This window comes from Microbacterium sp. UBA1612, assembly GCF_002321605.1.
GTDB classification, from domain to species: domain Bacteria; phylum Actinomycetota; class Actinomycetes; order Actinomycetales; family Microbacteriaceae; genus Microbacterium; species Microbacterium luteum.
In genome coordinates this window covers 43,706-66,374 of the sequence record NZ_DCMW01000005.1, presented here as the reverse complement: position 1 = coordinate 66,374, position 22,669 = coordinate 43,706, and the positions used below count along the sequence as shown (strand labels likewise).

Sequence of the window (22,669 nt, the reverse complement as noted above, 5' to 3'; positions counted from 1 at the left end):
TCAGTCCTTCACCTGCTCATCGGGTTCGGCGGGCGTCTCGCGATGCTCGCGCGTTCCGTCGAGGCGCACACCGCGAAGGATGAGCACGGCCACGACGACCATCATCGTGACGATGAACATGTCGGCGACGTTGTAGATCGCCGGGTTCATCCAGAACCACATCCACGGCGTGAGGATGAAGTCGACGACGTGACCCACACCGAAGCCCGGCTCCCGGAACAGCCGGTCGAACAGGTTCCCGAGCACCCCGCCGAGCAGGAGTCCGAGCGTGACGGCCCAGACGCGCGAACGCACCGACCGGACGACGATCACCGGAATCGCGACGGCGACGGCACCGAGCGCGATGGTGAAGATCCAGGTGTACTCCTCGCCGAGCGAGAAGGCCGCACCTGGGTTGTAGACGAGATACCACTGCAGGAACTCGCCCCAGACCGGGACGGCTTCGCGAAGCGGCAGGTTTTCGATGGCGAGGTACTTCGACAACTGGTCGGCGGCCAGCACCGACGCCGCGAGGATCGCGACGAGGATACCGGCCGCCGCCGTGTGAAGAGGGGCTCTGCCTCTCAAAGGCCGATCGCCGACACCGGGGTCGAGCCCGACGACGTCGACGTGGTCTCGAGATCGCGCAGCTTGCCTTCGATGTAGCTGCGCAGCTGAGCGCGGTAGTCGCGCTCGAAGTTGCGCAGCTCGGTGATGCGACCCTCCAAGGTGGTGCGCTCGCGCTCGAGGCGCGCCATCTCGTCGCGGCCCTTCGCCTCGGCCTCGGCGACGATCGTCGCCGCACGCGACTGCGCGTCTGCGATGAGCTGGTCGCGCTGAGCCTGGCCCTCGGCGACGTGCTCGTCGTGGAGACGCTGAGCGAGTTCGATGATGCCGGCGCTCTGGGCACCGGCGGCTCCACCGGCAGCAGCCGCGGGAGCCTCGGCGACGGGAGCGGCGGCGGGGGCCTCCGCCTCCTCGGCGGCCGGGGCCTCGGCGGCGGCCGGAGCCTGCTCGCCCGACTCGTACGCGGCGAGCTTCGCCTTCAGCTCCTCGTTCTCGGCGAGGGCCTTGCGCCACTCCACGACGATCTCGTCGAGGAAGTCGTCCACCTCGTCCGGGTCGAATCCTTCTTTGAACCGGACGTGCTGGAACTGCTTGGTGACGACGTCATCGGGGGTCAATGCCATGGGTGGTACCTCTTTCGAGCGCGTATCGCTTGCCGATGTGGGGCCCGAAGGCGGATGCCGACGGGGTCGCTTTCAGAAAAGCATAGTCCGGGGTTCCGGGGGTGTCGAAGGGACTCACCCCGCGGCGATGGTGCGGGTCACCGAGAGCAGGATGAAACACAGCAGCATCGTGAGGGCGAAGCCGAAGTCGATGGCCACCGCGCCGACGCGCAGCGGAGGGATGAAGCGACGGAACAGCCGGATGGGCGGATCGGTGACCGTGTAGACCACTTCGGCGAGCACGAGGCCGAAACCGCGCGGTCGCCACTCGCGATTGAACACCGGGATCCACTCGAGCACGAGACGCCCGAGGAGAACGAACACGTAGATCAGCAGCAGGAAGTTCAGGACCCCTGCGATGACCTGGATGACGCCCACGACCTAGGAGGTCTGTGCGAACGGCACCGCATCGGGATCAGCCTGGGCGACAGCGCCCTCGCCCGACACCGAGACGTTCTCGGGCGACAGCAGGAAGACCTTGCTGGTCACCCGCTCGATGCGCCCGTACAGGCCGAGGGAGAGGCCGCTGGCGAAGTCGATGAGACGTCGCGCATCGGCGTCGCTCATCTGCGACAGGTTGATGATCACGGGCACGCCGTCGCGGAAGCTCTCGGCGATGACCTGCGCGTCGCGGTACTGCTTGGGGTGCACCGTCAGGATCTCGCTGACCTGGGTGGCGACCGGCTGGCGCACGACGGCGGGGCGGTGGATCGGCGTCACCGGCGCCGTGGCCTTCTCCGGCGCCTGCGCCTTGCGCGCGGGCTGCGACTCGGTCTCGTCGTAGACCTCTTCTTCGTCCGCGAGTCCGAGATACACCATGGACTTCTTCAGCACGTTCGACATCGTTCCTCCCTGTTCGCCTGTCGGCGAGGATCGCTCATCCTGTTTCCGAGGTTAACCGTGGTCGGGCCTGGGACCCGTGATTGCCGAGCCGATCCGCAGGTGTGTCGCACCCGCGGCGATCGCCTCGGCGAAGTCGGCGGTCATCCCCGCCGACATCCATGTCGCCGTGGGCACGACGCTGCGCACGCGTTCGGCATATCCGGCGAGCGTCGCGAATGCCGATGCCGGCTCCACGTCGAGGGGCGCGACGGCCATGACGCCGCGCAGCGCGAGCGTCTCGCATCCGGCGACGTGCTCGGCGAGACGCTCCAGGTCGCCCGGGGCGACGCCGCCGCGACCCGGATCGTCGGTGAGATTCACCTGGACCAGCACATCGAGCGGCGGCAGCCCCTCGCCGGCACGATCCAGGGCATCCGCGAGCTTCTCGCGGTCGACCGAGTGCACGACGGAGGCAGCGGCCCGGATCGCCCGGGCCTTCTTGGTCTGCGCCTGTCCGATGAAGTGCCAGCGAAGACCGTCCAAAGGGCCGATCTCCCCGGCTTTGGCGCTGAACTCCTGCTGGCGGTTCTCCCCCACATCCCGCACCCCAAGCCCGTAGAGCTCTGTCACAAGGCTCGCGGGATGGAACTTCGTCACTACGATGCGCGTGAGTTCCGCGGGGGAACGACCGACCGCCCGCGCCGCTTCCGCGACACGGGCGTCGAGGTGCGCAAGTCGCTGCGCAAGACCTTCTTCGGCCACCGACTACTTCAGGAAGTCGGGGATGTCGAGGTCGTCGTCATTGAACGCGGAGTCGTAGGACGACTCCGGCAGAGCCGGTGCCGCCACCGAGACCTTCTCCGCCGGCGCGGGCTCCTCGTCGCGCTCCTTGGCCGCTTCATCAGCCGGCGTCGCTGGAAGCACCGGCGCGGTGGTCGTGGTCACGCGCGCCGTGCCCACCGGGTCGAGACGGAGAGAAGGCTCCCCGCCGTCGAACCCCGCCGCGATCACCGTCACCCGCACCTCGTCGCCGAGCGTGTCGTCGATGACCGTTCCGAAGATGATGTTGGCCTCGGGATGCGCGGCCTCCTTGACGAGCTGAGCCGCATCGTTGATCTCGAAGATGCCCAGGTTCGATCCGCCCTGGATCGACAGCAGCACGCCGTGCGCACCCTCGATCGAGGCTTCGAGCAGAGGCGACTCCACCGCGAGCTCGGCCGCCTTGATGGCGCGGTCGGCGCCCCGAGCGGAGCCGATTCCCATGAGGGCGGAGCCCGCACCCTGCATGACCGACTTGACGTCGGCGAAGTCGAGGTTGATGAGGCCCGGCGTGGTGATGAGGTCGGTGATGCCCTGCACACCGGCCAGAAGCACCTGATCGGCGGTGGCGAACGCCTCCATCATCGAGATGCCGCGATCGCTGATCTCCAGGAGCCGGTCGTTCGGCACCACGATGAGGGTGTCGACCTCTTCCTTCAGCTTCGCCACGCCCGACTCGGCCTGGCTCTGTCGCCGGCGCCCCTCGAAGGAGAAGGGCTTGGTCACGACACCGATGGTGAGTGCGCCGATGGACTTCGCGATCTTGGCGACGACGGGCGCTCCCCCCGTGCCGGTGCCACCGCCCTCTCCCGCCGTGACGAAGACCATGTCCGCGCCCCGCAGGGCCTCTTCGATCTCCTCGGCGTGGTCTTCGGCCGCGCGTCGACCCACCTCGGGGTCGGCTCCGGCGCCGAGCCCGCGGGTGAGCTCGCGCCCGACGTCGAGCTTGACGTCGGCGTCGCTCATCAGCAGCGCCTGGGCGTCGGTGTTCACGGCGATGAACTCGACGCCGCGAAGGCCGAGTTCGATCATGCGATTGACCGCGTTGACGCCGCCGCCGCCGACGCCGACGACCTTGATCACCGCAAGGTAGTTCTGGTTCTGGCTCATGCGGGCCTCCGTCTCGTCCGAACCCAAGTTTCAACCTCTACTAGAGGCTTAAAGAATTGCCCGGTATGCAATTCCTGAGATCGAAGGTATGCGTCCACGACCCCAAGATCCGGAGGGCGTCGGCGTGTCGCGCAAACGTCGTTCTGCGTCGTCGGGCGCGTCATCCCACGACGACGACATCGGGCGATGACACGTCGTACGAGGAGACGTCCTCGGGAGGCGTCGCCGCCATCTGGCGCTCGAGCACCAGGGCCTTGAGGGCCGAGTCGTCGGCATTGCCCCACACGATGTCGGTGTCCGTGCCGCCCAGCGTGAGGGTGACGTCATCGGCCGAGGAGGCCGATACGGCGGTCACCTGCGCGCGGATCGCCTCCGGGAGGCTTCGGACGACCTGCCCGACCGCCTCGAATGCCGCAGACCCGGTGCCGCCGACCACCTCCAGCACCGGCTCGCCTTCCGGCGCCTCGGGTGTGGTCGACAGCGCGACGCCCGCGGCATCGACCAGCGTGAAGCCCGCGGGGCCGTCGATCACGCCCACCGGCGTGCGCTCGACGATGCGCACGACGAGGTCGTGGGGAGGTCGCGCTTCGAGCGTGTAGGTCTCCACGAGCGGGAACGTCACGAGCGTGGCTTTGACGGCGCTCTCGTCGACGAGGGGCAGCGGCGTGCCGAGCTGACCCGACAGCGCTTCCTCGACGCTCGCGGCGTCGAGGGTGTCCGCACCGACGACGCGGATGCGCTCCACGGCGAACAGCGGGGAATACGCCGCACCGAGGGTCACCACCACGAGGGCGAGTACCGCCCCGGCCGACCAGAGCCATGCCGCTCGCCGTCGTCGTTGACGAACGGTGAAGCGACGCATCTCTGCCCGGAGCGCCCGCCGACGCGCGCGAGCGGCTCGCCAGACGGCACGCCATCCCGTCGCATCGGTGTCGTCGGCTCCGGCGTCTCCCGTCACCCCGGACGCGGCACGCGCATTCCGCGACGCGCTCCCGCCCCGCGCGCGATCGAGGCCGACGACGGGTGCGATTCCGGCGGGTCCGTCGTCATCGGCTTCGTCGGCGACGCGCACAGCGTCGTCGAGGTCGTCGAGGCCCTCGTCACCGGGCGAGTGGTCGCCGCGTGCCGCCTCGGCGCGCGCTGCGCGCACATCGACGGCGTCGTTCGAGCGCTGCGGCGGCGGGAGCGGAGAGGGCCGGCGCACCGCCTGCTACTTCCCCGCCGGAGCGTCCGTCGTGCCCGCCAGGGCCTCGAGAACCTGCGGGATGATCAGGTACACGTTCCCGCAGCCGAGGGTGATGATGTAATCGCCGGCCCGCGCGACCGACGCGGTGTAGTCCGCCGCATCCTGCCAATCCCGGACGAACGCCACGCGGTCCGACTGCTCGAAGGCATCGGCGACGAGCTCGCCGGTCACGCCCGGGACGGGATCCTCGCGGGCTCCGTAGACGTCGAGCACGACCGTGTGGTCTGCGTGCGATTCGAGCACCTCGGCGAACTCCCGGAACATCGCCTGCGTGCGCGAGTACGTGTGCGGCTGATGCAGGGCGATGATCCGGCCGTCGCCGATCACGGTGCGGGCTGCGGCCAGGGCGGCCGCGACCTCGGTCGGGTGGTGCGCGTAGTCGTCGAACACGCTGACCCCCCTCTCGACGCCGTGGAGCTCGAATCTGCGCACCGTGCCGGTGAATCCCCCGACGGCACGTGCGGCGCTGTCCAGCCGCCACCCCAGCGACAGCAGCACCGCCATGGCTCCGGTGGCGTTGAGCGCGTTGTGGGCACCCGGGATGGGCAGACGAACATCCACGCGTTCGCCGGCGTGTTCGACGGCGAAGGAGACGGGGCCGTCGGTTCGAAGGTCCACGAGCCGCACGTCGGCGTCGTCGCTCACCCCGAACGTGACGACGTTCTCATGCGTCATCCGCTCCCGCACGCGACGCGCGCCGCGATCGTCGGCCGAGATGACGACGGCTTCGCGCGCGGCGTCGGCGAACCGGGCGAACGCGTCGTCGAAGGCGTCCGCGGTGCCGTAGTGGTCGAGATGGTCCGCGTCGATGTTGGTGATGAGGGCGATCGAGGTCTCGTAGAGCAGGAAGGTGCCGTCGGACTCGTCGGCCTCGATGACCACCAGGTCGTCGGCACCCATGCCACTCGAGGCTCCGAGCTGCGCGATGACCCCTCCGTTGACGAACGTCGGGTCATCGCCCAGGTCGCGCAGGGCGGTGACGATCATGCCGGTCGAGGTGGTCTTGCCGTGCGCCCCCGCGACCGACACCAGCCGACGGCCGCCGATGAGCCAGTACAGCGCCTGCGAGCGGTGGATCACGTGCAGACCGCGCTCTTTCGCGAGGAGGAACTCGGGGTTCTCCGCCCAGATCGCGCCGGTGTGGACGACCGTGTCGACGTCGTCCGCGAGATTCGCGGCGTCGTGCCCCACGTGCACGGTCGCGCCGAGCTCCGCCAGCTCGCGCAGGGCGGCGCTGTCGGCACGGTCCGAACCGGACACGCGGATGCCGCGCTGCAGGAACATGCGGGCAAGGCCCGACATGCCCGAGCCGCCGATGCCGATGAAGTGCGCAGCCTCGATCCGCTCGGGGATCGGCAGGGAGAGGTCGGGTCTGATCATGACCCGACAATCCTAGGCCGGGCAGGGTGACCCACCCTCCCGGCGCGCTGGGAGTGGGCTGTTCGTGTTGACACGTTGCGATCGCGACGACCATGATGAGCGCCGATGAGACTCACCGTCGACGCCTCCCTCGCCGTCCCCCCGTTCGAGCAGCTCCGCACGCAGATCGTCGATGCCGTGCGAGACGGCTCGCTCACGCCCGGCTCGCGCCTGTCGCCGGTGCGCGCGCTCGCGCAGCAGCTCGGCGTCGCACCGGGCACGGTGGCGCGCGCGTATCGGGAGCTCGAGGCGGCGGGGGTCATCGAGACGCGTGGCCGTGCCGGCACCTTCGTCGCGATGTCGACCGATCCCGCGCGTCGACGGATCGAGGCGGCGGCTGCCGACTTCGCCGAGCAGGTGCACATGGTCCGGATGGACGCCGACGAGGCCCTCGCCCTCGTCGCGGACGCCCTCCGGCGCTGATCGCGCGCGCTTCGAGAGGACATCGCGCCCCGAGAGGAAGCCGGGCACCGCATCCGTCCTCCTTGACCGGGATCTCCTCTGCACGCGTGGCGGAGTCAGCGCCGCGTCACGCCAGGGCGCGATCGATCATCGCGATCACGTTCTCGGTCCCCGACCGGGTTCCGACGCGGGCCGACGCGCGAACCATCTCCTGCCGCCGCTCGGCGTCGGCCAGCAGGGGCAGCACCTCGTCGCGCACGGCGCCCGGCGTGAACTCCGCGTCGGCGATGAGGCGCGCCGCTCCGGCGCGCACCGCGGACGAGGCGTTGAGGGCCTGCTCGCCGTTTCCGACGGCGTACGGCACGTAGACGGCCGGGATGCCCAGGGCGCTGACCTCCGACACCGTGGCCGCGCCGGCGCGCGAGACGATGACGTCGGCGAGAGCGAAGGCGAGGTCCATCCTGTCGACGTACCGACGCACGGTGTAGCCGGGTACCCCCGGATCCGACAGGGTCGACCGCTCCCCCGTCACGTGCAGCAGCTGCCAACCGGCGTCGAGCACATCGCGCCACGCGGCGCCGTGCCCGTCGCCGAACGCCTCGTTCAGCCGCTGGGCGCCGAGCGATCCGCCGAAGACGAGCAGCACCGGGCGATCCTCGTCGAGGTCGAACAGCTCAGCGGCCTGCGCGCGCCGCGCGTCTCGGTCGAGGTCGACGATCTCGCGGCGAAGCGGCATGCCCACGACGGACGAGCGCTTCAGCGGCGTGCCGTCGAAGGCCACGCCCACGCCGGCGGCGCGGCGGGCGCCGAGGATGTTCGCCAGACCCGGCTTGGCGTTGGCCTCGTGCACGACGAACGGCACGCGGGCACGGGATGCGGCAACGTAGGCGGGCGCGGAGGCATACCCGCCGAACCCCACGACGACGTCGACGCCGCGATCCTCCAGGTGACGCCTCACCTGCGAGATGGCGCGCCGGAATCGCGTCGGGAAGGCCGCGGCATTCCGGTTCGGCCGACGAGGGAAGGGCACCTTGTCGACGAAGAGCAGCTCATAGCCCCGTTCCGGCACCAGCCGCGCTTCGAGGCCCTCCCTCGTGCCGAGGACGAGCACCTCAGCCTCGGGATCGCGGTCGCGGAGCCCGTCGGCGACCGCGAGGAGCGGATTGACATGCCCGGCGGTGCCGCCGCCGGCGAGGAGGTAGGTGGTCACTCACCCGATCCTCGCACGTCGACCGGGATTCGGCGGAGCGCCGACCGATGGGGTGCGCGTCGGCAGGGAACGCGCACACGCCAGCAGCACACCGGTCGCCACCAGGAGCGACAGGAGAGAGGTGCCTCCCTGTGACATGAAGGGCAGCGGCACCCCGAGCACCGGGAAGACGCGCAGCACCACCCCGATGTTGATGAGCGCCTGGCCGACGATCCACACCGTGACGGAGCCGGCGACGATGCGGACGAAGGGATCGTCGGTCTTGCGGATCACATGGAAGGCGCCGACGGCGTAGAGGGCGAAGAGCGCGAGCACCACGACACAGCCGATGAGGCCGAGCTCCTCTCCGACGATGGCGAAGATGTAGTCGTTGGCGGCGGCGGGAAGCCAGTTGTACTTCTCCTTGGAGTTCCCGAGCCCGAGACCGAAGACACCTCCCTGCGCCAGCCCGAAGATGCCGTGCATCGGCTGATAGCACTCGTCGAAGTAATCGCAGTTGGCATCGAGGAAGCTCATGATGCGCGCCATGCGGTTCGGGCTGGTGACCGCCAGCGCCGCGACCGAGCCGACGGCGATGATCAGCGGCAGGATGAAGATGCGCAGCTTCACGCCCGAGAAGAACAGTGCCGACAGCACGATCAGAACGAGGATCATGGCCGTGCCGAGGTCACGTCCGGCGAGCACCGTCGCGATCACCGCGCCGGCGACCGGGACCACGGGGATGAAGACGTGACGCCACAGCCCCAGCAGCGTGCGCTTGCGGAAGAGGACGAACCCGAGCCAGAGCGCGAGGGCGAGCTTCAGGAACTCGGACGGCTGCGCCTGAATGCCGCCGATGACGATCCAGTTCCGGTTTCCGTCGTTCTCGACGCCGAGGGGGGTGAACACGAGCAGCTGGAAGACGGTGGCCCCGATCAGCGCGGGCCACGCGATGCGCTTCCAGAAGGCGATGGGAAGACGGCTCGCGATGAACATGAGCGGGATGCCGAGGACGGCGAAGACCGCCTGCTTCATCGCCGCATCCCACGGCGCGACGCCCGATGCGGTGGAGGTCGCCGATGTCGCGGAGAGGATCATGACGAGCCCGAAGCCGGTGAGGATCAGCGCCGTCGAGGCGATGAGGAGGAATTCACTCGGCACCGGAGCGAACACGCGGCCGAGCGAGACGCGCGCGGTCAGGCCACCTCTCGAGCCGCCGTCGTCAGATGTCGCCGGGGACGGGCTGTGCGTCGTGGTCACCCTGACTCCCCCTCGCAAGACGATCCTTCACCGCGTCGGCGAAACGCCGGCCGCGATCGGCGTAGGAGGAGAACTGATCGAAGGATGCCGCTGCCGGAGCGAGGAGGACCACGTCTCCGTCGGCGGCGACGCCCGCCGCCAGTTCGACGACCCGTGCCATGACCTCTTCAGTGTCATCGGAGGCGACCTCGAACACCGGCACCGCGGGGGCGTGTCGTTCGAATGCCGCCACCAGGTCCGCGCGGTCGGCTCCGATGAGGATCGCCGCCTTCACCGCCGGCCCACGCTCGGCGACGAGGCCCGTGATGTCGACACCTTTGAGCTGACCCCCGACGACCCAGACCGCACCCGGATACGCCGCCAGAGACGACGCGGCCGCGTGGGGGTTCGTCGCCTTGGAGTCGTCGACCCAGGTGATCCCGGCCTCTGCGGCGACGACCTCGATGCGGTGCGGATCGAGCGTGAACGCGGTGAGCGCGTCGCGGACCGCCGCCGGCGGCGCACCGACCGCGCGCGCCAGAGCGGCCGCCGCCAGGATGTTCGATACGACGTGGGGAGCGCCGAGCCCTCGGGCATCGAGATCGGCGAGCGTCGTGAGCTCCAGCGCGCTGGTGCGACGGTCATCGAGGAAGGCACGGTCGACGACGATGCCGTCGACGACGCCCATGTCGCTCGGGCCCGGCACGCCGAGGTCGAATCCGATCGCTCGGGCCCCCTCGACCACCTCGGCGTCCTCCACCATGCGTCGCGTGGCCTCGTCGGACTTGTTGTAGACGCACGCGATGCGCGTGTGGTCGTAGACATGGGCCTTGGCATCGCGGTAGGCCTCGAACCACCCATGCCATTCGAGGTGGTCATCGGCGAGGTTCAGGCACACGCTGGCGGCCGGCGAGACGGGCTGGGGACCCCTCTGGAGCCCGAGATACCACAGCTGGTGACTCGAGAGCTCGACGACGAGGACGTCGAAGCCCGCGGGGTCGCGCACCGCGTCGAGCACCGGCGTGCCGATGTTGCCGACGGGAGCGGCGCGCAGGCCCGCGGCGACGAGCATCGTCGCCGCCATCCGCGTCGTCGTCGTCTTGCCGTTGGTGCCGGTGACCAGCACCCAGTCCGCGGGCGATCCGTCCGCGCGCGTCACCTTGTCGCGCACGCGCCACGCGAGCTCGACGTCGCCCCACAACGGGATGCCGGTCTCCTGCGCCCAGGAGATGACAGGGTGGTGCGGGGCGAACCCGGGCGAGGCGATCACGACCTCCGGTGCGAAGTCGACGAGGTCGCCGGGGACGGTATCCAGCGAGCCCGTCCACGCGCGCACGCCGATCACGGGAAGCAGCCGAGCGTATTCCTGCGAAGCGCTCTCGGTGACGACGAGCACGTCCGCGCCCAGTTCCGCGAGCGTGTCGGCGACCGAGAATCCGGTGACCGAGAGGCCGAGCACGGCGACCTTCACCCCCTTCCAGTCGGCATACCAGCTGGTGAGGGAGGACAGGCGGGCGTCGTCGGTCATGTGCGCGTGAGCCATTCCACGTAGAAGAGTCCGACACCCGAGACGGCCAGGAGGCCCGCGATGATCCACATGCGCACCACGATCGTGACCTCCGACCATCCCCGCATCTCGAGGTGGTGGTGCAGGGGACTCATGAGGAACAGGCGCCTGCCCCGGGTGAGCTTGAAGTACAGGCGCTGCAGGATGACGGAACCGGATGCGATGACGTAGACGCCGGCGACGAGCACCATCAGCAGCTCGGTGCGGGTGAGGATCGCCATCGCGGCGATGACGCCCCCGATCGCCATCGACCCGACATCGCCCATGAAGACGTTCGCCTTGGGCGCGTTCCACCAGAGGAAGCCGACGAGTGCCCCGACGAAGGCGGCCGACACGATGGCGAGGTCGAACGGGTCGCGCACCTCGTAGCACCCCGCCTGCACGTCGGGCTGGAGGACCTTGCCCCCCGCACACGCCTGGTTGAACTGCCAGAAGGCGATGAGACTGTAGGCGCCCACGACGAAAATCCCCGCTCCGGCGGCGAGTCCGTCCAGTCCGTCCGTCACGTTCACGGAGTTCGATGCCGCGACGCCGATCAGCATGATCCACGCGAGGTAGATGAGCCATCCGATGATCGGCGCGAGCGCGAAGAAGTACAGGATGGGCACGTCGCGGAAGACCGAGACGTACGGCGAGGCGGGCGTCGTCCCCGCGAGATTCGGGAAGCTGAGCCCGACGACGGCGAACGGCACCACGACGATGACCTGTCCGATCACCTTGCGCCAGCCCGACAGCCCGAGGCTGCGCTGACTGCGCACCTTCAGGTAGTCGTCGATGAAGCCGACCACGCCGAACCCGACCATGAGCCACAGCACCATGAGTCCCGAGATGGTCGGCGGATTGTTGCCGACGTAGGCGCCGATGAAGTATCCGACGATGGTGCCGACGATGAAGATCGTGCCGCCCATGGTCGGCGTGCCGCGCTTCGCGCCGTGGCGGGGGTTGTTGCCGGTCTCAGGGGTCCGGATGACCTGACCCCACCCCCACGCCCGGAACAGGCGCAGGAAGACCGGCGTGAGGAAGAGCGTGAAGGCCAGCGAGATCGCCGCTGCCGTCAGGAGCGACCTCATGAGAACGCCTCGCCGAGCCGGTCGCCGAGGTGGCGCAGTCCCGCGGAGTTCGACGACTTCACGAGCACGCGGTCGCCGTCCCGCAGCTCCGTGACGAGGTAGTCGTACGCCTCGTCCGCGGTCGAGAAGAACACCGCCTCGCCGTCCCAGGAACCCTCGCCGACCGCCGAGAGGAACAGACGCCGGGCGTCGTCGCCGACGACGACGATCCGCTGCACGCCCAGGCGAACGGCGAGCAGCCCCACTCGGTCGTGCTCCTCCCCCGCGTACTCGCCGAGCTCGCTCATGGCGCCGAGGACGGCGACCATGCGCTCATCGCGCGCAGTGATCTGCGCCAGGGTGCGCAGCGCGGCGGCCATGGAGTCGGGGCTCGCGTTGTAGGCGTCGTTGATGATCCGCACGCGGTCGCCGCCGAGCGGCTGCATGCGCCAGCGCTCGGCCAATTCGACGGCTTCCAGCCGGGCGATCGCGGCATCGAGGTCGACGCCGAAGGAGGTGGCGGCGGCGAGAGCCGCGAGCGCGTTCATCACGTGGTGCTCGCCGAGCACGCGCAGCCGCAGGGTGCGCGCCTCGCCGTCGACGACGATCGCGGCGACGGTGCCCGTCGCCGTCACCTCCACGTCGACCGCACGGACCTCCGCCCGTTCCCCGCGGCCGAACCAGCGCACCGACGCACCGATCTCCTCGGCGATGGGCGCCATCGCCGACACCCGCGGATCGTCGGCGTTCAAGACCGCGACCCCTCCCGGGCGGAGCGCACGGACCAGCTCGGATTTCGCGTGGAAGGTCGCCTCGATCCCGCCGAAGCCGCCCGCATGGGCCATGCCCACCATGAGCACCACGCCGAGGTCGGGCTCGACCAGGCCGGCGAGGCGGGCGATCTCCCCCGGCGCGCTCGCGCCGAACTCGCTCACGAGGAAGCGGGTGTCGTCGTCGACGCGCAGCATGGTCAGCGGCGCACCGACCTCGTTGTTGAAGGATGCGCGAGGGGCCACCGTGTCGCCCTCGTCCTGAAGTATGCGCGCGAGCAGGTTCTTGGTCGTCGTCTTGCCGTTGGAGCCGGTGATCCCGGCGATGCGGAGGTCACCGCGTGCGCGGACGGCCCCGACGACGTGCCGGGCGAGCGCGGCGATGGCGTCGACGACGTCGTCGACCACGACCTGCGAGATCGGCGCATCGATGTGCCGCTCCACGAGAGCGAGAGCCGCACCCGCGTCGGCGGCTCCACCGACGAACAGGTGTCCGTCGGTGGCCTCGCCGGGCTTGGCGACGAAGACGTCGCCCGGTCCGATGTTGCGGGAGTCGGTGTCGACGGCGCCGGAGACGACGGTCCCAAGGGTGTCGGAGCCGACGAGGACGGGGCGGCCCGAGACGATCCGGGCGAGCTGTGCGATGGTGAGGGCGATCATGTGTTCTCCGGCCGTCGCACTCACCCGAACTTGGGGAGTTCCTCCGGCGTCGAGGTCGACGGCATCACCCGGTAGTTCTTCAGCACCTGGGTCATCGCCTTCTGGAAAGCCGGTACGTTGGCCGAAGACGATGTTACCTTCGTCGGCTCGTCGAGGTTGACGACGACGATGTACTTCGGGTCGTCGGCCGGGGCGAATCCGATCATCGTCGTGAAGTACACGCCGACCTTGTAGCCGCCCTCTCCGTCTGTCTTCTCGGCGGTTCCGGTCTTGCCCGCGACGCGATATCCCGGAATGGCCACGTCTTCGGCGTACTCGCTCTGCAGGAACACGTTCTCCAGCATCGTGCTCACCTCGTCTGCGGTGTCCTCGCTCACGACGCGCACGGGATCGGGGAGCTCGGGCTCGATGACGGTCCCATCCGCCGTCGTGCACGACTCGACGAGTGAGAGCGGCACCCGGACACCGTCGTTCGTGATGGCGGTGTACGCCTGTGCGAGTTCGGGCACCGTCGTCAGGAGTCCCTGACCGAACGAGGTGTTGTAGAGGGTCTGATTGTCCCACTCGTCGACCGGTCGGATGTATCCCGACGCCGTGGAGGGGTAGCCGACATCGACACCCCCGCCGATGCCGAAGTCCGTGAGGTAGTCGTATCGCGTCTGAGCGGACACTCGCTCGCTGAACTTCGACACCGCGACGTTGGACGAGTCGATGAGGGCTCCGGTCAGCGTGTACGTGTACGACGGATGCACGAAGGCATCCCGCACCCGCGCCCCGTTCGGAAAGGTCTCGAAGCTGGCGGCGTCGACGGTCGAATACGGGGTCTGCGCGCCGGTGTCGAGAAGGGTCGCCGCGGTGAGCGCCTTGAAGGTCGATCCGGGTTCGCGCTGAGCCGTGAACAGCTGGCTGTAGCGGGCATCCACATCGGCCGACTCGACATCGTTCGGGTCCACGCCCGGATACTCCGCCGCGGCGCGGATCTTGCCGGTCTCGGCCTCGACCACGAGGATGCTGCCGTACTGCGCGCCCATGTCGTCGGCCTGCTCGGCGATGAGCTGCTGCATGTACCACTGCAGATCGCGATCGATCGTGAGCTGGAGGGTGCCCCCGTCGACCGCCGGCTCCTCGACGGACGTGCCGGGGATGATCACCCCGTCTTTGCCCTTCTGATAGCTGAGCGTGCCGTCCGACGCCTCGAGGCACGAGTTCTGGCTCAGTTCCAGACCGGCCAGCGGCACGCCGTCGCTGCCCACGTATCCGATGAGGCTGCCGGCGACGGCACCGTCGACATAGGTGCGGTCGGGGCGCGGCTCGAAATAGAGGAAGGGCACCCCCAGGGAGACGAGATCCCGATACTGCTGCGTCGTGAGGCCCTGTGCCAGCTGCGCATACTGAGAATCCGCATCCTCAGCCAGCGCATCGTCGACGACGCGCATGACGTCTTCGCCACTCTGGCCCGTGATGGCCCCGATCTCCGCGGCGACGGTCGGCCAGGCGACCACCTCGCTGTCGCCGGTGGCATCGGCCCGGCGGATGTCGCCCGCGTTCGACGGATCGAGCTGTGCGTCGTACGTGAGCACGCTTCCGGCGAGCGGTTCGCCGTCGGCGTCGACGATCGCGCCCCGCGTGCCCGAGAGTTCCTGCGAGCCCCCGAATGCCCACGACAGCGAGTCCTCGATGTGATCGTCGGCGTTCACGACCTGGATGTCGACGAGCCGCACGATGAAGGCGGCGAGCACCGCCAGCACGACGGCGAGGGCGACGACGGTGCGGCGACGCGGACTGCGGGTGGCGCGAGTCGTCATGCGATCAGCGTGTCGCAGGTGTGGGCAGACCGTCGGTCACGGGCAGCGGCGTGTCGGCGGGCAGTCCCATCTTCTCCGCCGTCACGGGGTCACCGGCGATGGTCGCGTCGGGGGCCGTGACGAGCGGGGTCTCGGAGATGAGCGCGTTCTCGACCGCGCCGCGGCCGATCGCGTCGACGGTGGACACCGCGCCGGCGGCCTCGCTCGCACCGATCACCGCTCCATCGCTGAGGCGCAGGTAGGCGGGCGTCTCATCGATCACCATGCCGAGCGCGGCCGCGTTGGCGGCGAGGTACTGCGGGGAGCTGAGACCGGCCAGCTCGTCGGTGAGGATCTGCTTCTCGTAGGTCAGGTTCCGCTGCTGCGACGTGAGCTCGGCGATGTCGTACGAGGTCTGGGTGGTGAGCACCGACAGAGCCATCTGAGCTCCGGCGATCGCGAACGCACCGAGAAGGGCGACCATTCCGTAAAGCAGCTTCGGGCGACGCTTGCGGTCCGGCTCGGCGACGACGTGGAGTCGGCGTTCGGGCGCCTCGATCGGGCGCCGCAGCGGGCTGATGGCAGGTGCGGTGCTCATCGTGCCTCCCTCACTCGTTCGGCGGCGCGCAACCGTACGGGGATGGCCCGTGAGTTGCGCGCACGCTCTTCATCGGATGCGAGTTCGGCACCCTTGACCAGCAGACGGAAACGGGGAGCGTGCTCGGGCAGCTCCACGGGAAGACCGGCGGGGGCGGTCGAAGCGGTCGCCTCCGCGAATGCGCGCTTGATGAGCCGATCCTCGAGCGACTGGTACGACAGCACCACGATGCGACCGCCGACGGCCAGCGCGCCCATCGCGGCGGGTACCGCGCGCTCGAGCGCGGCGAGCTCGCCGTTGACCTCGATGCGCAGCGCCTGGAAGACCCGCTTGGCAGGATGCCCGGCACGCTGGACCGCGGCCGGCGTCGCGTCGCTCAGGATCTGCACGAGCTGTCCCGAGCGTTCGATGGGTGCGTCGGCACGCGCGGCGATGATTGCGCGCGCGTACCGCGCAGCCAGCTTCTCCTCGCCGTATCGCTCGAAGATACGGCGCAGGTCGCCTTCGCCGTACTCCCCGACGACATCCGCAGCGGTCACCCCGATGCTCTGGTCCATCCGCATGTCCAGCGGCGCATCCTGCGCGTAGGCGAATCCGCGATCGGCGACGTCGAGCTGGAGCGACGAGACGCCGAGGTCGTAGAGGATGCCGTCGACCCTGTCGACGCCGGCCTCGCTCAGCGCCGTGTCGACATCGTCGTAGACCGTGTGCACGAGGGTCGTCCGGTCCGAGAACCGCTCCAGACGCCCGCCGGCGATCCGGAGGGCGTCCCGGTCACGGTCGAGGCCGATGAGGTGCAGATCCGGGAACCGCTCGAGGAAGGCCTCGGAGTGCCCTCCCATCCCGAGCGTCCCGTCGATCAGCACCGCGCCCGGCTTCTGGAGCGCCGGTGCGAGCAGCTCGACGCAGCGGTCGAGCATGACAGGGGTGTGGATCTCTCGCGCGTCCATGATGTCGACGGCCGGTCCCTCTTCGCTGATCCCCATCCGTTCCTGACCTGACGCCGGGGAAGTGGTGTCAGGGCTGAACGGCTGGGAGTCGGCGCAGAGGGCTCAGAACAGGCCCGGGATCACCTCCTGCTCCATCTCGGCGTAGGTCTCTTCGTTGCTCTCGGCGTAGGCGTTCCACGCCTCGGCGTTCCAGATCTCGGCGTGAGCACCGACACCCGTCACGATCAGCTCCTTCTCGAGGCCCGCGTAGGCGCGCAGCGGCGGCGGGATCGTGATGCGGTTCTGACTGTCGGGCTTCTCCGCACTCGCTCCCGACAGGAACATGCGCAGGAAATCTCGGGCCTGCTTGTTGGCAAGGGGCGCTTCGCGGATGCGCTCGTGCACACGCTCGAACTCCTCTGTGGCGAAGACGTAGAGGCAGCGATCCTGCCCGCGGGTCACGACGACCCCGGCGCCGAGATCGTCACGGAACTTGGAAGGAAGGATGACGCGGCCCTTGTCGTCGAGCTTGGGAGTGTGCGTGCCCAGCAGCATGTGCCACTCACCCCCACCCTTCGTCCGGCCCCTCCAGGTTGATCCCCACTTTACTCCACTTTGCCCCACTTTGTATCACTTCGGCCGCAATTTCCGCACGATGGCGGACACACCGGTGTTGTTCCGAACTAAGTCGAGACTGCGGGCGCACAAAAAAACACCGGCCCGAAGGCCGGTGTTCTCAGAAGTGGAGGAGGGTGGAGAGGTCAGCGCTCTCCCTGCCGACGATCCCAACGGTCGTTCATGCGATCCATGAAGGACGGACCAGACCCTCGCGGCGCCGAGGGCGCTGCTTTCGGCTTGGCGGGTCCTCCCGTCGCGGCAGCGCCGCGCAGCGGGGTGACGGCGAGCACGACGCCTCCGAGCATGATGACGAAGCCGATGACGCCGACGACGATGAGCTGGACGGCGACCCCGACGATCAGCCCGGCGAGACCGAGCAGCACGAGGATCGTGCCGTAGACGATATTTCGATAGCTGAGGGAGCGTCCGCCTTCGGGGGCGGTGACCACGTCGGCCTCGTTGCGCATGAGATGGCGTTCCATCTCATCGAGCAGACGCTGCTCCTGTTCGGACAGTGGCATGCATCCCCCTCTGGACTGCTGTTATCTTCCCGACATTCTACTCGGGCTGGCGATTACTAGGCTAGGCCCGTGTCATCGGCTCCAGACCTCACCCAGGTGATTTCCCAGCGACTGGATACGTTCATCTCGGCTCAGCGCCGCGATGCTCACGCGTGGGGAGACGAAGCGACCCTCATCGTCGATGCCGGGGCCGCCGCCGTCGCCGGCGGGAAGCGCCTCCGCGCCCGGTTCTGCGTCGCCGGATGGCGCGCCGTCGTCGACGCCGCGACACCCGGGAGCGAGGTCCCCGAACACGTGCTGGCGACGGCCGCGGCGCTCGAGATCTTCCACGCCGCAGCCTTGGTGCACGACGACATCATCGACAACTCCGATACGCGACGCGGTCACCCCGCGGCGCACAAGGCGCTCGAAGCGCACCACGCCGGAGCGAGGTGGCAGGGAGACCCACGCGCGTTCGGGCGATCCGGCGCCCTCCTCCTCGGCGACCTCCTGGTCGCCTGGTCGGACGACCTCCTCGAGGATGCGCTCTCCGAGCTCGAACCCGGGCGCGCGACCCGCACGCGTCGCGAGTACGCGACGATGCGACGCGAGGTCACGATCGGCCAGTTCCTGGACGTCGCGGAGGAATCGGCGTGGGCGAGCCAGCCGGACGACAGCCACGCCACCCGTGCCCTGCGCGTGGCCGAGCTGAAGTCGGCCCGCTACAGCATGCTCCAGCCCCTCCTCATCGGCGCGGCCCTCGCGGGGGCCGACGAGGCGCAGACGACGGCACTCGCCTCGTTCGGCCTGCCCGTGGGCATGGCCTTCCAGCTGCGCGACGACGTCCTCGGGGTCTTCGGCGATGCCGAGACGACGGGCAAGCCGTCGGGGGACGACCTCCGGGAGGGCAAGCGCACCGTCCTCATCGCCTACGCACGCGAGGCCCTTCCCTCGGGACCGCGACGTCTGCTCGATGAGATGCTCGGTGACCCGACACTCGACGCGGCCCAGATCGCGGCCCTTCAGCAGACGATCACCGACACCGGTGCACTCGACCGGGTGGAGGCCCTCATCGCCGAGCGGGCCCGGGCCGCCGACCGCGCCCTGTCCGGGGCGCGGCTCGACAACGCATCGGTCAGTCAGCTGCGGGAGCTCGCCCGGGCCGCGAGCATCCGCACCACCTGAGACGGGGCTCAGGCCAGGGACTGGGCGACGCGACGGACCTCGCTCTTTCGGCCCAGGCGCAGAGCCTCGATCGGCGCCATTCCGATGGAGTCCTCCGGCGCCAGCAGCCAATCGATGGTCTCGTCATCGTCGAATCCCGCGTCGTGCAGCACGATCACCGTTCCGCGCAGCGAGGACAGCGGCCTGCCGTCGAGCACGAACAGCGACGGGACGCGCGGCGCGCCATGACGACGCGAGGCCACGAGGTGCGACTCATCGAGCAGGCGCTTGACGCGCCCGAGCGTCTCATCGAGCTCCTCGGCGAGCTCGGGGAGGGTCAGCCAGTCGGTCGGCATCGGGGAAGCATCCACAGTCACGATGTCACTATCTCATTCCGCCCCCGGTTCTTCCTGCACCGCAGGTCAGTGCAGACGGCCCACCCGACCGCAACGAGTCGACAAAGGTAACAGAAGTCTCATCTTTCACATGTGTCACTTTGATTGACTCCCGTTTCCAACCGTGACAGCGTGGCTGCGTCGACCGGAGGGATCCCATGAGCACCATCAGCGACATCACGCCCACGCCGCGGGCACGGCGCGCGGCCACCCCGATGGCGATCCTCGGGTCCCTGGCGATCATCGCCGCCGCGACCCCGGCGCACGCCGAGGCGACGTCCACCGGAGGTCACCTTGCGCGAGGGGCGAAGCTTCCCGCCGCACCCGCGTCCGTGACCACCGCATCCGCTGTCGCCGCAAACTCCGTCCCGCAGCGCTATGTCGTTCGCGCGGGTGACACCGTCAGCTCCATCGCGGCGGCTCACGGCCTTCGCACCGACGACGTGCTCCGCCTGAACGGGCTCGGATGGTCCAGCGTGATCCACCCGGGACAGGAGATCGTGCTGACTGCGCTGAGCGAACCATCCACTCCCCCGGTGGCGTCCGACTCCGGCGGCACCCACACCGTCACCGCGGGTGACACGGTCTTCGCCATCGCCCAGAAGCACGGCACCACGGTCGACGCGCTGCTGGCGGCGAACGGGCTGCAGCGGGATTCCATCATCTACCCCGGTCAGACGCTGGCGCTGGCGCCGACGATGACTGCCGCGGCCGCCACCGCATCCGCCACGCCGGCCGAGCAGTCCGTCGACTCGTCGCTCGACGCCGAGCAGATCGAGAACGCGCGGCTGATCATCTCGATCGGACGCGAACTCGGGGTGAGCGACCGCGGCATCACCATCGCCCTGGGCACGGCGATGCAGGAGTCGTGGCTGCGGAACCTCGATTGGGGCGACCGCGACTCGCTCGGGCTCTTCCAGCAGCGACCCAGCACCGGCTGGGGCTCCGCGGCTCAGATCCTCGACCGGCGCTATGCGACGCTCGCCTTCTTCGGCGGCGCCGACGACCCCAACGGCTACGCGACGCGCGGTCTTCTCGACATCCCCGGATGGGAGTCGATGTCGTTCGCCGATGCCGCGCAGGCGGTGCAGATCTCCGCCTACCCCGATCGATACGCCCGGTGGGAGGCTCCGGCCGAAGCGTGGCTCGCCGCTCACGGTTGACGACGCGTGAGGATCGGACTCCGATCGGCCGGTGCGGCGCACCGGAGCTCCCAGGTGCTCATCCGTAGACTCTGAACGTGAGCACGAGTCAGCAGACGGATCCGCTGATCGGCCGTCTGGTCGACAGCAGATACCGCGTGCGTGCTCGCATCGCGCGAGGCGGCATGGCCACAGTGTACGTCGCCACCGACCTGCGACTGGAGCGCCGCGTCGCCCTGAAGGTGATGCACGGGCATCTGAGCGATGACTCGGTCTTCCAGAGCCGATTCATCCAGGAGGCTCGCGCCGCCGCGCGGCTGGCCGACCCCCACGTGGTCAACGTCTTCGACCAGGGCCAGGACGGCGACATGGCCTACCTGGTCATGGAGTACCTGCCGGGCATCACCCTGCGGGAGCTCCTCAAAGAGCAGCGACGACTGACCGTGCCGCAGGCGATCTCGATCATGGACGCCATCCTGTCCGGCCTGGCGGCGGCGCACCGTGCCGGGATCGTCCATCGAGACGTCAAGCCCGAGAACGTCCTCCTGGCCGAAGACGGCCGCATCAAGATCGGCGATTTCGGCCTGGCGCGAGCGACGACGGCCAACACCGCGACCGGCGCGCAGTTGCTCGGCACGATCGCCTACCTCGCGCCGGAGCTCGTCACCCGGGGCACCGCGGACGCCCGCAGCGACATCTACGCCCTCGGCATCGTGCTCTACGAGATGCTCGCCGGCGAGCAGCCCTACAAAGGCGAGCAGCCGATGCAGATCGCCTATCAGCACGCCACCGACTCCGTGCCCCGCCCCAGCGTCAAGAACCCCGGTGTGCCCGAACAGCTCGACGAGCTCGTGCTGTGGTCGACCGAGAAGCTGCCCGATGATCGCCCGCTCGACGCCCGGGAGATGCTGGAGCGCCTGCGCGAGATCGAGCGCGAGCTGGGCGTGACGCCGCAGGTCGCCCGCACCGTCGACACCGGCGTCACCCGCGATGAGAGCGGTGCATCCGGAGAGCTCACGAAGGTCCTTCCGGCAGCCGTCACCGGTCCGACGGATCTGGCCGAAGACGTCGACAACACGTCACGGCTGCGACAGGCCTCCAAGCGCCGGTCGCGAAAGGGAGCCTGGCTGCTCGGCGTCGTCGTCATCCTGACAGCACTCGCCGGAGCCGCCGGATGGTGGTTCGGGTCGGGGCCCGGCTCACAGGTGGCGGTACCCGACCTCAGCGGTCTGACCTTCGATCAGGCGCAGGGTGCCCTCGCCGAGGAGTCGCTCACCGGGGTCGAGGAGGGCGTGTTCAGCCTCGAGGTCGACAGCGGACTGATCGTGGACACCGAGCCGGAGGCCGGCGCGCGTGTGGACAAAGACACCGAGGTGACGGTGCTCGTCTCGCTGGGCCCGGCCGAGGTCGCCCTCACGGGACTCAACGGGCAGCCGGAGACCGATGTCAGGGCGCAGCTCGACGCGTCTCGCATCGACGTCGGAGAGAATCAGACCTTCTACACCGATGCGGACGAGGGCGTCGTCGTCGGTGTCGTCGTGACGCCGCGTGGCGGCGCCGACCCCGTCGAGTGCGGCGAGGAGTGCACAGTCAACGAAGGCGACAGTGCGAGCCTTCGCGTCTCGCTCGGACCGTTGCCGTCAGTGCGCGACATGACCGAGGCCGACGCCCGCGCGACTCTCGAGGCCGCGGGGATCGACGTCGCCTCCGTGGCGCAGGAGTCCAGCACCGAGATCGCCGAGGGCCGCGTGCTCTACATGACCGACCGTGAGGGCGGCGGATGGTGGCGACCCGGCGACCGCACCAACCTCGTGGTCTCCAGTGGCCCTCCCCTGTTCCCGGTGCCCGACGTGGTCGGCATGACACGGGATGCCGCCGCGGACGCGCTGCGCGCTGAGGGCTTCGAGGTGAATTACTCCGCCCTCTGGAATGTCTGGCCCGACGCGGTCACCGAGGTCACCGCGCAGGATCCCGAGGGGTCGAGCATGCGGGTGCAGGGAACGACCGTCACCCTGCAGATCACCGTCACCGGCTGATCG

23 protein-coding genes are annotated in these 22,669 nt (G+C 69.3%); 4 read left to right on the top strand and 19 right to left on the bottom strand.

The window, feature by feature from the left end:
- From lspA to murC, 8 genes are all read right to left on the bottom strand, one after another.
- On the bottom strand, positions 1-567 hold the full coding sequence (gene lspA, locus B3S45_RS02945; protein ID WP_286717302.1) for a signal peptidase II: 567 nt from the start codon (positions 565-567) through the stop codon (positions 1-3).
- Positions 564-1,169: a DivIVA domain-containing protein gene (locus B3S45_RS02940; RefSeq protein ID WP_194383286.1), complete on the bottom strand. Its 606-nt coding sequence runs from the start codon at positions 1,167-1,169 to the stop codon at positions 564-566. Before B3S45_RS02940 ends, lspA begins: the two co-directional genes overlap by 4 nt.
- 114 nt (positions 1,170-1,283) lie before the next feature.
- The gene (locus tag B3S45_RS02935; RefSeq protein WP_071043664.1) at positions 1,284-1,586 is read right to left on the bottom strand and encodes a YggT family protein; all 303 of its coding nucleotides are present in this window, start codon (positions 1,584-1,586) and stop codon (positions 1,284-1,286) included.
- Positions 1,587-1,589: 3 nt separating this feature from the next.
- The gene (locus B3S45_RS02930) at positions 1,590-2,051 is read right to left on the bottom strand and encodes a cell division protein SepF (RefSeq protein ID WP_286717298.1); all 462 of its coding nucleotides are present in this window, start codon (positions 2,049-2,051) and stop codon (positions 1,590-1,592) included.
- Positions 2,052-2,102: 51 nt separating this feature from the next.
- On the bottom strand, positions 2,103-2,792 hold the full coding sequence (locus B3S45_RS02925; protein ID WP_194383287.1) for a YggS family pyridoxal phosphate-dependent enzyme: 690 nt from the start codon (positions 2,790-2,792) through the stop codon (positions 2,103-2,105).
- Positions 2,793-2,795: 3 nt separating this feature from the next.
- Positions 2,796-3,959, bottom strand: a complete 1,164-nt coding sequence (ftsZ, locus tag B3S45_RS02920) for a cell division protein FtsZ (RefSeq protein ID WP_194383288.1) — start codon at positions 3,957-3,959, stop codon at positions 2,796-2,798.
- Positions 3,960-4,119: 160 nt separating this feature from the next.
- Positions 4,120-5,163, bottom strand: coding sequence for an FtsQ-type POTRA domain-containing protein (locus tag B3S45_RS02915; RefSeq protein WP_286717295.1), 1,044 nt, complete (start codon positions 5,161-5,163; stop codon positions 4,120-4,122).
- A 6-nt stretch (positions 5,164-5,169) separates the two neighbouring features.
- Positions 5,170-6,585, bottom strand: a complete 1,416-nt coding sequence (gene murC, locus B3S45_RS02910; protein ID WP_286717293.1) for a UDP-N-acetylmuramate--L-alanine ligase — start codon at positions 6,583-6,585, stop codon at positions 5,170-5,172.
- 105 nt (positions 6,586-6,690) lie between these two features.
- On the opposite strand from murC, the gene B3S45_RS02905 reads away from it, so the two are divergent.
- Positions 6,691-7,047, top strand: coding sequence for a GntR family transcriptional regulator (locus tag B3S45_RS02905; protein WP_194383290.1), 357 nt, complete (start codon positions 6,691-6,693; stop codon positions 7,045-7,047).
- Positions 7,048-7,153: 106 nt separating this feature from the next.
- Here the strand turns inward: B3S45_RS02905 and B3S45_RS02900 are convergent, their stop codons facing one another.
- The 10 genes from B3S45_RS02900 to B3S45_RS02855 all read right to left on the bottom strand — a co-directional run bounded on the left by B3S45_RS02900 (position 7,154) and on the right by B3S45_RS02855 (position 17,950).
- Positions 7,154-8,236, bottom strand: coding sequence for a UDP-N-acetylglucosamine--N-acetylmuramyl-(pentapeptide) pyrophosphoryl-undecaprenol N-acetylglucosamine transferase (locus B3S45_RS02900; RefSeq protein WP_194383291.1), 1,083 nt, complete (start codon positions 8,234-8,236; stop codon positions 7,154-7,156).
- Positions 8,237-9,475, bottom strand: coding sequence for a putative lipid II flippase FtsW (gene ftsW / locus B3S45_RS02895; RefSeq protein ID WP_194383292.1), 1,239 nt, complete (start codon positions 9,473-9,475; stop codon positions 8,237-8,239).
- On the bottom strand, positions 9,438-10,997 hold the full coding sequence (gene murD, locus B3S45_RS02890; RefSeq protein ID WP_414683064.1) for a UDP-N-acetylmuramoyl-L-alanine--D-glutamate ligase: 1,560 nt from the start codon (positions 10,995-10,997) through the stop codon (positions 9,438-9,440). The genes ftsW and murD overlap by 38 nt, the downstream gene beginning before the upstream one ends.
- The gene (mraY, locus tag B3S45_RS02885) at positions 10,979-12,091 is read right to left on the bottom strand and encodes a phospho-N-acetylmuramoyl-pentapeptide-transferase (protein ID WP_194383293.1); all 1,113 of its coding nucleotides are present in this window, start codon (positions 12,089-12,091) and stop codon (positions 10,979-10,981) included. The genes murD and mraY overlap by 19 nt, the downstream gene beginning before the upstream one ends.
- Positions 12,088-13,500, bottom strand: coding sequence for a UDP-N-acetylmuramoyl-tripeptide--D-alanyl-D-alanine ligase (locus B3S45_RS02880; RefSeq protein ID WP_286717288.1), 1,413 nt, complete (start codon positions 13,498-13,500; stop codon positions 12,088-12,090). Before B3S45_RS02880 ends, mraY begins: the two co-directional genes overlap by 4 nt.
- Before the next feature lie 20 nt (positions 13,501-13,520).
- Positions 13,521-15,305, bottom strand: a complete 1,785-nt coding sequence (locus B3S45_RS02875; protein WP_194383295.1) for a peptidoglycan D,D-transpeptidase FtsI family protein — start codon at positions 15,303-15,305, stop codon at positions 13,521-13,523.
- Between the two features lie 4 nt (positions 15,306-15,309).
- Positions 15,310-15,882: a hypothetical protein gene (locus B3S45_RS02870; protein ID WP_286717285.1), complete on the bottom strand. Its 573-nt coding sequence runs from the start codon at positions 15,880-15,882 to the stop codon at positions 15,310-15,312.
- A complete protein-coding gene (gene rsmH / locus B3S45_RS02865) occupies positions 15,879-16,868 on the bottom strand; it encodes a 16S rRNA (cytosine(1402)-N(4))-methyltransferase RsmH (protein ID WP_414683063.1) in 990 nt (329 codons plus the stop codon). The genes B3S45_RS02870 and rsmH overlap by 4 nt, the downstream gene beginning before the upstream one ends.
- 66 nt (positions 16,869-16,934) lie before the next feature.
- Positions 16,935-17,366 (bottom strand): division/cell wall cluster transcriptional repressor MraZ, encoded by a 432-nt coding sequence (gene mraZ / locus B3S45_RS02860; RefSeq protein ID WP_194383296.1) that lies wholly within the window; start codon positions 17,364-17,366, stop codon positions 16,935-16,937.
- Between the two features lie 206 nt (positions 17,367-17,572).
- On the bottom strand, positions 17,573-17,950 hold the full coding sequence (locus B3S45_RS02855) for a DUF3040 domain-containing protein (RefSeq protein ID WP_286717282.1): 378 nt from the start codon (positions 17,948-17,950) through the stop codon (positions 17,573-17,575).
- A gap of 69 nt (positions 17,951-18,019) precedes the next feature.
- Here B3S45_RS02855 and B3S45_RS02850 point away from each other — a divergent pair, with 69 nt between their 5' ends.
- Positions 18,020-19,114 (top strand): polyprenyl synthetase family protein, encoded by a 1,095-nt coding sequence (locus tag B3S45_RS02850; RefSeq protein WP_286717280.1) that lies wholly within the window; start codon positions 18,020-18,022, stop codon positions 19,112-19,114.
- Between the two features lie 8 nt (positions 19,115-19,122).
- On the opposite strand, the gene B3S45_RS02845 is transcribed toward B3S45_RS02850, so the two are convergent.
- Positions 19,123-19,449, bottom strand: a complete 327-nt coding sequence (locus tag B3S45_RS02845; protein WP_071043682.1) for an Rv2175c family DNA-binding protein — start codon at positions 19,447-19,449, stop codon at positions 19,123-19,125.
- A 197-nt stretch (positions 19,450-19,646) separates the two neighbouring features.
- On the opposite strand from B3S45_RS02845, the gene B3S45_RS02840 reads away from it, so the two are divergent.
- On the top strand, positions 19,647-20,651 hold the full coding sequence (locus B3S45_RS02840; RefSeq protein WP_286717278.1) for a LysM peptidoglycan-binding domain-containing protein: 1,005 nt from the start codon (positions 19,647-19,649) through the stop codon (positions 20,649-20,651).
- A gap of 77 nt (positions 20,652-20,728) precedes the next feature.
- Positions 20,729-22,666, top strand: coding sequence for a Stk1 family PASTA domain-containing Ser/Thr kinase (gene pknB, locus B3S45_RS02835; protein WP_286717276.1), 1,938 nt, complete (start codon positions 20,729-20,731; stop codon positions 22,664-22,666).
- Positions 22,667-22,669: the final 3 nt, after the last annotated feature.

What these genes read in the sequence shown, in the direction of transcription:
- B3S45_RS02905 (WP_194383290.1), top strand. Translation starts at nt 6,691, where the DNA reads ATGAGACTCACCGTCGACGCCTCCCTCGCCGTCCCCCCGTTCGAGCAG.
- B3S45_RS02940 (WP_194383286.1), bottom strand. Translation starts at nt 1,169, where the DNA reads ATGGCATTGACCCCCGATGACGTCGTCACCAAGCAGTTCCAGCACGTC.
- murD (WP_414683064.1), bottom strand. Translation starts at nt 10,997, where the DNA reads ATGGCTCACGCGCACATGACCGACGACGCCCGCCTGTCCTCCCTCACC.
- rsmH (WP_414683063.1), bottom strand. Translation starts at nt 16,868, where the DNA reads ATGGGGATCAGCGAAGAGGGACCGGCCGTCGACATCATGGACGCGCGA.
- murC (WP_286717293.1), bottom strand. Translation starts at nt 6,585, where the DNA reads ATGATCAGACCCGACCTCTCCCTGCCGATCCCCGAGCGGATCGAGGCT.
- mraY (WP_194383293.1), bottom strand. Translation starts at nt 12,091, where the DNA reads ATGAGGTCGCTCCTGACGGCAGCGGCGATCTCGCTGGCCTTCACGCTC.
- B3S45_RS02855 (WP_286717282.1), bottom strand. Translation starts at nt 17,950, where the DNA reads ATGCCACTGTCCGAACAGGAGCAGCGTCTGCTCGATGAGATGGAACGC.
- mraZ (WP_194383296.1), bottom strand. Translation starts at nt 17,366, where the DNA reads ATGCTGCTGGGCACGCACACTCCCAAGCTCGACGACAAGGGCCGCGTC.
- B3S45_RS02875 (WP_194383295.1), bottom strand. Translation starts at nt 15,305, where the DNA reads ATGACGACTCGCGCCACCCGCAGTCCGCGTCGCCGCACCGTCGTCGCC.
- B3S45_RS02845 (WP_071043682.1), bottom strand. Translation starts at nt 19,449, where the DNA reads ATGCCGACCGACTGGCTGACCCTCCCCGAGCTCGCCGAGGAGCTCGAT.
- B3S45_RS02880 (WP_286717288.1), bottom strand. Translation starts at nt 13,500, where the DNA reads ATGATCGCCCTCACCATCGCACAGCTCGCCCGGATCGTCTCGGGCCGC.
- B3S45_RS02870 (WP_286717285.1), bottom strand. Translation starts at nt 15,882, where the DNA reads ATGAGCACCGCACCTGCCATCAGCCCGCTGCGGCGCCCGATCGAGGCG.
- B3S45_RS02930 (WP_286717298.1), bottom strand. Translation starts at nt 2,051, where the DNA reads ATGTCGAACGTGCTGAAGAAGTCCATGGTGTATCTCGGACTCGCGGAC.
- B3S45_RS02840 (WP_286717278.1), top strand. Translation starts at nt 19,647, where the DNA reads ATGAGCACCATCAGCGACATCACGCCCACGCCGCGGGCACGGCGCGCG.
- ftsZ (WP_194383288.1), bottom strand. Translation starts at nt 3,959, where the DNA reads ATGAGCCAGAACCAGAACTACCTTGCGGTGATCAAGGTCGTCGGCGTC.